At 45.6% G+C, this 8,796-nt stretch carries 7 protein-coding genes and 1 pseudogene; 1 reads left to right on the top strand and 7 read right to left on the bottom strand.

The window, feature by feature from the left end; genetic code table 11:
- Positions 1-161 precede the first annotated feature (161 nt).
- The 7 genes from mutL to QUA40_RS26350 form a co-directional block, all read right to left on the bottom strand.
- The gene (gene mutL / locus QUA40_RS26380; RefSeq protein WP_333131359.1) at positions 162-2,039 is read right to left on the bottom strand and encodes a DNA mismatch repair endonuclease MutL; all 1,878 of its coding nucleotides are present in this window, start codon (positions 2,037-2,039) and stop codon (positions 162-164) included.
- A gap of 183 nt (positions 2,040-2,222) precedes the next feature.
- Entirely contained in the window at positions 2,223-3,332 is a 1,110-nt protein-coding gene (locus QUA40_RS26375) for an ATP-binding protein (RefSeq protein ID WP_333131357.1), read from the bottom strand.
- 334 nt (positions 3,333-3,666) lie between these two features.
- Complete coding sequence (locus tag QUA40_RS26370; protein WP_333131355.1) at positions 3,667-4,941, bottom strand: beta-ketoacyl-ACP synthase; 1,275 nt, start codon at positions 4,939-4,941, stop codon at positions 3,667-3,669.
- Between the two features lie 37 nt (positions 4,942-4,978).
- Entirely contained in the window at positions 4,979-5,764 is a 786-nt protein-coding gene (locus QUA40_RS26365) for a peptidylprolyl isomerase (protein WP_333131353.1), read from the bottom strand.
- A gap of 189 nt (positions 5,765-5,953) precedes the next feature.
- A complete protein-coding gene (locus QUA40_RS26360; RefSeq protein ID WP_333131351.1) occupies positions 5,954-6,520 on the bottom strand; it encodes a photosystem I assembly protein Ycf4 in 567 nt (188 codons plus the stop codon).
- A gap of 179 nt (positions 6,521-6,699) precedes the next feature.
- On the bottom strand, positions 6,700-7,785 hold the full coding sequence (locus tag QUA40_RS26355) for an RNA-guided endonuclease InsQ/TnpB family protein (RefSeq protein WP_445301202.1): 1,086 nt from the start codon (positions 7,783-7,785) through the stop codon (positions 6,700-6,702).
- On the bottom strand, positions 7,706-8,377 hold the full coding sequence (locus QUA40_RS26350) for an IS607 family transposase (RefSeq protein WP_445301201.1): 672 nt from the start codon (positions 8,375-8,377) through the stop codon (positions 7,706-7,708). The genes QUA40_RS26355 and QUA40_RS26350 overlap by 80 nt, the downstream gene beginning before the upstream one ends.
- Positions 8,378-8,689: 312 nt before the next feature.
- Here QUA40_RS26350 and QUA40_RS26345 point away from each other — a divergent pair.
- Positions 8,690-8,796, top strand: a pseudogene (locus QUA40_RS26345) (photosystem II D2 protein (photosystem q(a) protein)); the annotation flags it as partial.

The following is an 8,796-nucleotide window of genomic DNA, read 5'->3' as shown; positions in this document are numbered from 1 at the left end:
CATTTTGGGGTCTTATATTTTTCACTCCTTTCAAGTCAGTTATATCATACCTCATCTTTTCGATAAATGCTATATATCAGCCACTATTTTTAATAAAGCTTCACGATTTTTTTTAAATCGAGCCAGATTGAGGTGAACGCCCTCGGATGTCAAATCAACTTTCAAATCCCGTGACTTTTACCAATCACCCAACTGCGGCGAAAAATCCGAGCTAGAGTCGATTCTTCCAAAGCAAAATAGATAGGGCGGCCGTGAGGACAAGTGCGCGGATTGCGAGTTTGCTGCCATTCATCTAACAAATTCTGCATTTGCGAAAGACTCAAAGGAGTACCGTTTCGCATAGCGCTGCGGCAAGCAGTAGCAACTTGAGCTGCTTGCAAATCAGCAACTTTACTGAGTTCAAAAAGCGCATCCGCACAGTCATCTCGATCTGCTAACAATTCAGGAACTTCGCGGGCAGCCCATAGCTGTTCCCCAAATGTTTCTACTTCCAAGCCCAAGCGAGATAAATTCTCTATTTGCAGCGCCGATAATTGACTAAGAATTACTGGTTTTTCCAGATATTTTAGCTGCCAAGCCGCGCACAATTGCTCGTATAAAACGCGCTCATGAGCGATGTGCTGTTCTATCAACCACATTCCGCTGGAATGTTCGGCAACAATGTAAGTATTGTGAACTTGAGCGATCGCCCTCAATTCCATCAATCCTATTTTATTAGCTTTTTCCTGTTCGCCGCCGTTGTCATTCTGCCTAGCCGAAATCCCGACACTGTAAGCACTTTTTTGTTCCGATGCCTTCAGCAATTGTCCCACTCGCTCGGGAATTGGGGCAGCAGGCAAAACTTCATCATTCAGGTGCAAAGCGCGATCGATTGCAGCGCTAACTTGTGATTGCCAAAAACTCGGATCATGCAGATAAATTTCTGCTTTAGCCGGGTGGCGGTTCCAGTCGATTTCTGAGGGAGAGATTTGCAGGTGAACAAAACACACGGGATAGCGATCGCGCGGACAAGTGCGGGCAAAGGCGCTGAGAATAGTTTGCTCTAATTCGGGCGATCGCACAACTCGCCGATTCACCCCCACCTTCACCCAATCCGGCCGCCTGCGGTGGCAGCGATCGGGCAAACCAATTACTACCTCCAAACACTGGGAATTAGGAATTGGGAATTCGGAACTGGCAACTGGTAATTGGTAATTAGGCTTAACTGTAGCTCCAACAAGTTGAGTTTCTAGTGAAAAATTTGTGGCTTTCTGATTTTCAGGACTCCCAGGCAAATCTAACTTTAAATACTGCAAATCACTCGCACGCACGCCGCGCACAAATTGAGGTAAAATGTGTTCGGCTGTGCTACCAGGAGTTACGTGCAAACAAGGGGTATTTCCTTGACGTAACTGCCAATTAACGTGCGGGTGACAAATAGCAATTTGCTGAATGGTTAATTGGATCGATCGCATTTGTTGTGCCGGCGACAAAAAACTGCGGCGCACAGGCCAATTGCCAAACAAATTATCAACAGTCACGACCGTACCCGGAGCGATCGCCGCTGTTTCAACCTCCACAGCAACGCCTGCGTTGTTGTAAACCACCCGCCAGCCCGATCGCTCATTTTCAACTCCCCCCTTCTTAAAGGATGATTTGGCGCGGGTTTGTGCCGATTCTCGATTTTCCGAAAAATCCCCCAATCCCAAATCATTTGGCCTGCTCAAAACCTCCAAACAGCCCAACTGAGCTAAACTGTGCAAAGCTTCCCCACGAAATCCCAAAGTATCAATTTTGTAAAGGTCAGCTTCAGTGGTAATTTTGCTCGTACTGTGAGGCGAAGCCGCCTGCTGCAAATTTTCCATATCCATTCCCGTACCATTATCTGCAACTTGCACCCGCCACTGTTCGGGCCAGACAGAAACAACGATGCGAGTTGCGCCAGCATCCAGAGAATTTTCAACTAATTCTCGTACCGCAGCGGCGATCGAGTCAATCACTTCGCCTGCGGCAATTAAATTGATAACTTCTGTGGGTAAGGTTTGAATAGTAACTGGCATCAGATTTTTAGCGCTTCGTTAATTCAATTCTACTGGATTCTGCAACTAGCTACACAGTATTAGGACTTACGCTTTTAAACCCGGTTTCTTAGAAAAATATTGTTTGGTAACAGAAAATCTACTCATAAACTAAGTTTATGAGGCAAGCGTGAAAACCTCCTAAGTATATATCTGCCTACCTACTTAAACTTGCTCCGCTAAAGTCATGATTCTCGGCAAGCGGATGTAAAAAGTTGTCCCTTTTTCCTCCTGCGACTCATAAGTAATTTCCCCTTGGTGAGCATCAACGATTGACTTAACAATCGCCGTTCCCAACCCAGTACCAGTCCGCTTGCCATAAGTCACAAAAGGTTCAAATAAATTTTCCTTAATTGCCTCCGGGATGCCCGGGCCGTTATCGTAAATGCTAATTTCTGCCCACTCCTCACTTTGTGTCACAATAATCTCTACTCGCCCCCCGCGCCCCTCAAAAGCTTCAGCAGCATTCCCAACTAAATTTTGCAAAACACGCAAAATTTTATTTTCGTCTGCTTCCACTATCACTTCTGTCACCCGTAAGACCAAATCTACTTTTGCCGCCTCAAAATAAACTCTGTTCAACCTTTCAAACTGTTGCAACGTCTGGATTAGATTAACGGGTTTTTTATTTAATACAGAGTTGCCACGCGAAAATTCTAATACTTCTTCAGCCATCCCCAACATTCGCTGAACCTGCAATTGAATAAGTTCGCACCACTCCTGAGTTTCCTCATCCGGGTGCATTTCTTTGAGCATTTCGCTGGAGAGCTTAATTCCCGTAAAAGGATTTTTGAAATCGTGAATAATTGTACTCACCATTTCTCCTACCAATACCATTTTTTGTTTGTGGACGAACTGGCTAACATATTGATCCGTGGTATCCCGTAAATTTTTAGTAATGAAACTAAACATTTGCAGTACCGAACTGCCTTTAGCAAACTTGAGAGTTGTTATGAGTTCTTCACGGGCTATTTTTGCCAAAGTCGAGCCTGCAACTGCCACAGCTCTAGCGCTGCGAGGCTCTCCGTCTAAAACTCCGAGTTCGCCAAAATAATCGTCGGGCCCCGCGACAGCAACAGTTTGATATTTATTGTTTTCAATCCGCTTGCTAAACTCGACTTTACCTTCTAAAACTAGATACAAAAAATCGGCTGTTTCTCCTTGTTCAAAAACTAGTGTTTCCTCAGCAAAACTCTCCACTACAGCTATTTGGCACAGGTGAGCAGCTTGCTCTGCTTCAAAAAAAGACATAAATCGATGAGAGGCCAGATCCATGTGAAAATACCCGAGGATTGATTTAAACAGTTTCTTTCTTCTATCTTCGCCGATCAGCATTGATGCGTTGATAAAATACCCTACGGCTTTAATCGGACTCTATGTTCTGGCATCCTTGGCTTGGAAGGATCAGCGTCGGGATGCAGAGCCAGACTAGGACAGCAGTACCAGCAATCTCACCAAAATTCTCAGTTAATTGACTAAAATAGATAAATATGGTATTATTTTTCAGATAAAAATTGGATGTGCGATCGGGCTCTGCGACCCACCCTACAAGATTTTAACTGTAGAGAGATGGTGCAATTTAAATGCCGCTCGACAAAATTGCCAAAAATTAACGATCGCCAGATAAAACGATCGCAGCATTCTGCCCGCCAAAGCCAAAACTCAAACAAACCGCGTTTCTCACAATAGCCGATCGGGCACAGCGAACAAAATCTAATTCAAACCCCGGTTTTTTCATTCCCGCGCAAGGTGGCAACATCTGATATTTAATACTCATCAAACAAAAAGCCACGCCCAAAGCTCCCGAAGCTCCCAAAGTATGACCCGTAGCCCCCTTAGTCGAACTAACAGCAACTTTCCGGTGAAACAATTTCTGAATTAACAGTGCTTCGTGTCGGTCATTTAACTCAGTTGCAGTACCGTGAGCATGAATAAAATCTATATCAACCGTCCCTAAATTACTGCGTTTCAAACATTGATTTACCGCCGCGATCGCACTTTCCCCCCCCAGCTCCGGCGCATTAGCATGGCAAGCATCATTTGTCAAGCCAAAACCGGATATTCGACCGTATATTTTAGCACCACGACGCCTTGCCAACTGGGCAGATTCTAATACCAATAAAGCCCCGCCTTCACCGAGTACAAAGCCTTCCCGATTTTCATCAAAGGGATAGCACCCAGTGTTTGCCAAAGCACCCATCCGGTTAAATCCAGCCACAGTCAGCGGTGTGATAGGCGCTTCCACAGCACCTGCGATCACCCGCTGACACTCACCAGTGCGGATTAAATCAACAGCACGGGCGATCGACCAAATACCCGTTGCACAAGCAGCCATCGGCGCTAGTACCGGCCCCGTGGAGCCAATTGCCCTCGCCGCTGCGATCGCCCCCATGTGAGGCAAAAAATTCACAAATTGGGAATTGGGAATTGGGAAGTGGGAATTGGGAAGTGGGAATTGGGCATTGGGCATTGGGCATTGGGCATTGGGAATTGAGAATTCTCTTTTCTCTTCCTTTTTGCTTCTTCCCTCTTCCTTCTTCCTGATATCCGTTACATCTTGTACAGTGCTCGTTGCCGAACTTCCTTCGCTTCTTGCCAACAGTTCCAAACTTGCCTGGAAGCCGCGGCTAGAACCGATCGCAATTCCGCAATCAGGCAAAGGCAAAGTCAAATTAGCATCTTGCAAAGCATCTGCTAAAACCTGCCGAATTAAAGTTATTAAATCGGCAGGTTTTTTGCCAATTAAAGCCAAAGGTCGCCGTTCAAGTTCTAAAAAAGGTTGATGCCGATCGATTCCCGATTCTCCTGACAGCAGTCTTTTCCAGCCAGTTTCCAGAGTTCCTAAACCAGAAACAAGACCAATTCCAGTAACAACAACATCCATTGACTAATGACTGCTGACTAATGACTAATGACTACCTTCAGCTAACAGCCTTAAAATTTTCCAAGCCCTGAGTAACAGTAACCTTATCAATGCGATCGCCAGCTTGAATCTTATCAACCACATCCATCCCTTGCTTCACGTACCCAAAAACTGCATAGCTACCGTCCAAAAACGGCACATCGGTCAAAGTAAAGTAAAACTGAGAAGACGCCGAATCAGGACTCTGCGAGCGAGCCATAGCAACAGCCCCGCGACTGTGCATCAACACGGGTTTCTCCTTAACCCCAGCTTCTTCTAGCGTTTGGCTGTAAGTCGGATTGGCAGCACCTTTAGCTTTAATTTCCAGAGGAATCCTGCGTTCTGCAGAAGTTTTCGGGTCAATAAAACCGCCAGTTCCCAGTCGCGCTGTAGGGAATTTAGGGTCTTTACCCTGGGGGTCGCCGCCCTGAACTACAAAAGGCTGAGGTTCCCGCACGACTCGGTGAAATACCAGCCCGTCGTAGACTCCTTTCTGAACCAAATCGACAAAATTGCCCGCAGTAATTGGAGCATTTTTGCCGTCGAGTTCGATCGTAATTGGAGCACCTTTAACCGTCATCACCACCGTTGCTTTTCCTTCCAAGCGTGGCAAATTGCTAAATTGCGAACTCGCCGCTACCACAGCAGGAGACGGAGACGGAGACAAAGAAATACTTTCACCCGACGCCGGATTCGGTGTCGGAGTCGAGTTTGCAGCCGGGGAACTACCGCATCCCCCAACAAACAACGCACCAATTATTAAAAATGAGAACAACCACCGCTGAATTTTGATTTGCATTTGCATTTGTATTTTCACTTTGAGTCTATTACGGACTTGGCAACTAGAAATTTTAATTGATAAATTAAAAAATTGGTAACGGGCTTACTCGCCGATCAATCTTTTTCACTTATCAGGTAGGTAAGGTGTGTATTGCACACCCTACGAGACATTACTACGAGACATTACCAATCTAAAATCTACAATCTACAATCCCTATAGTCCTTCTAGGGGAACTTGCAAAAATCGAGCCAATTCCGCGGCTTGATTTTCAACCTCAGACAAAGCAATCGGCTGTCCAACTCTAGTCAGGGGAAACTGACGGCGGTCTTTGAGCTTAAGATAAATACTGCGGCGGGGATTGAGACCTTCTTTAATGTCTACCCGCACAGATTGCACGTCCGATGTCTTGCAAGTAAAATCAAGTTTGCGGTTTTTGCCGGGAAATCCCCAGCGAAAAATCCGAATGTTACCAGTTTGTCGATCGAATTCGTTGTAACCGCCTCCGACATCCCAGAGAATAGTCAGCCACAGGTAAAGCGCCAACAGCACGCCGCAGACACCGTAGAAACCCATCGCAATGCCTTGGGGGATGAAAACAAGCTGAGTCGGGTCAGCAAAAGGCAGCAGGTTCACGTGCCAGTAGCTGGAAAGACCCGACAGCAGGAAACCAGTCCCTCCAATGGTGACAATCGTCCCCCACCAGAAATTGCTGAAGCGGCGGGAGCCCACAACCTGGTAGCGCAGGACAGGATCGATCGAGGTCATTGTTTTTGCAGTCATAAAATTAAACAGCCTTAAAGCCAAATTTTAATTCAATTAGCCCACCGAGCGACACAGTTCACTGACGCGATCGCGACGAGTGGGTGGGGATTGTGTATCAACTCCTGCTAATTATGGTCAACTACCCGCCATCAAGCGGAGTACCGCTATGATGGGGGCTTGTATCTGAACTGATTCATTTACGCTGAACATTTCTCTACATAGCTCTGCAATGCTGGAGATGTAACGATAGCAATCCCGTCATTACTGACAGAACAGGTCGAATCCGACAAAGCACGTAACAAGATATTACGTGCGCCGTTCAAATCTCGTTTAATTACCGTTTGGCAATTAGGACATTTGAACACTTTAGAACCACCAAGTTTTCGATGGATATGACCACAATTTCCACAAGTCTTAGACGTATAGGCTTCTGATACATCAACCACTATCGAGCCATTTTTATCAGCTTGATGCTTGATGATTTGCTTGAAGCGATAATGCGCCCATGTCAACATTTGACGTGCTGACTTCTTATTGATCTTCCGCTTGGCACGCTTGACCATTTGAGAGGTTTCAAATGTTGGCAGGAAGATAACTTGATAATTTTTGGTCAGAAAATGTGCCACTTTTTTGTGAAGCTCGTCAACAAGACTTTGAATCTTGTTTCTGATTCTTGACGCCGCTTTTCTCATCGCTCTTCTTTGTTGGGCAGACACTTTAGTCATTTTCCCAATTAACTCGTCAAGATATTGACATAGGCGGGTGATTCTTCCGATATCTCCACTACCAATCTCAATTACTTTCTCCGAGTCATAACCCGTCAAAAATGTCCGAATACCGGGGTCTAAGGCAATTACAGAGTTAGAACCCGATGGTTTTGAATCGTATTTTTCCGGGAAAATTGCGAACCAATTGCCACAATGTAGAACTAGCTGAGTACCATATTTACAAGATACTGGAACCGGTTCAGAGGCGGTGAATTTTAGCCCTTTTACTTTTGATTTAAACCACATCCCATCTCGGAAGTTAGAATCGTTAAATTTCACCGTAGAGCGAGGATTGCGAATGCTTCGATATTTGGCATCCCGACTAGCGGAATATGCTCGATGAGCATCGAAAATAGCATTTTGCCTGAGATGACATGGTGTATTTTTTACCCACTTCGGTAAATCTGATTGCATAATTTTGTTACGCAATTTGAGCTTACTTAGGCGGTCTTGCTTTTGTTGAGATATTGCTTGGTTGTAGCAATATCGCGCTGCTGCCATCCACGTCTTCCAAATCAGGGCTAGTGCTGGCTCTGGGTAAATCTGAATCTTCCTTGATTTGAGTTTTATATTTTTTAAGTCCGTAGAGTCGGCAGGAAAAGACGTGAACAATCGCAAGAATGTCTTCGACCATTTCTCGTTCAGGAGAAATGTTGTCTTGGTTGAGAACCACGATTTTTGTTCCATCGAGTTGACAGAGCCATTCAATGAGTTCAAAGCCAAATCTGGCGAGTCGGTCTTTGTGGGCAACAACAACAGATCCGACATTGCCTGTACGGACGGTTTCCAGAATGGATGTAAGTCCTTTCCTTTTGAAGTTGAGCCCTGAGGCAATGTCGGTAATGAGTTCGGCTGATGGATAGAGTTCCAGTAATTTGGCAATTTGTCGGTCAAGGTCAGCTTTTTGATGCAGGCTGGAGACTTTGGCGTACAGGATAGTCCTAACGTTGGTTGTATTGCGTCCGGCATAAGAGTTGATTGAGTATCGTCGTTGACCGGCGGGTGTGCGAATTGCCTTGATCGTGCCATCCTTCTCCCATCGCCTGAGCGTATGCAGGCAAACTCCAAAATGTTCGGCTGCTTGTCTTGGAGTTGAGTAGGTATCCAATAGTGAATCATGCTAACTAATTCTACAGCTTGCCACGTAATGCAGGTAATTAACGTAAAGTTCAGTGAATTAACCTACAGGACTTAACTCCTCAACCACCGTCAACTCGCCGCTTGGCGACGAAGGGTCAGTTGGATTGTTGCTGAGCATCGTCAACCAAGATGGCATTCCTCCCAACCACGCTTTCATCGAGTACGCCTCTAGTGGGGGAACCCTGCTGTTTTAGTTGAAATTTATGAACTTCTAATATATAGTTATGTTAACTTTAATTAGAAACCTTGGTCTTTTAACAAGCAAAAGGATTTTACCGCAATGACAATCGCAGTCGGACGCGCCCAGACCGAAAGAGGCATATTTGATGTCCTCGACGACTGGCTCAAACGCGATCGCTTCGTCTTCGTAGGCTGGTCTGGCATCCT

Source organism: Microcoleus sp. Pol11C3 (assembly GCF_036701485.1).
Taxonomy (GTDB): Bacteria; Cyanobacteriota; Cyanobacteriia; order Cyanobacteriales; family Microcoleaceae; genus Microcoleus.
The sequence above is the reverse complement of the archived record's forward strand: the minus strand, read 5'-3'. Positions and strand labels throughout refer to the sequence as shown.

Coding starts and splice junctions, on each gene's coding strand:
- QUA40_RS26360 (WP_333131351.1), bottom strand. CDS start 6,520: ATGACTGCAAAAACAATGACCTCGATCGATCCTGTCCTGCGCTACCAG.
- QUA40_RS26365 (WP_333131353.1), bottom strand. CDS start 5,764: ATGCAAATGCAAATCAAAATTCAGCGGTGGTTGTTCTCATTTTTAATA.
- QUA40_RS26375 (WP_333131357.1), bottom strand. CDS start 3,332: ATGGATCTGGCCTCTCATCGATTTATGTCTTTTTTTGAAGCAGAGCAA.
- QUA40_RS26370 (WP_333131355.1), bottom strand. CDS start 4,941: ATGGATGTTGTTGTTACTGGAATTGGTCTTGTTTCTGGTTTAGGAACT.
- mutL (WP_333131359.1), bottom strand. CDS start 2,039: ATGCCAGTTACTATTCAAACCTTACCCACAGAAGTTATCAATTTAATT.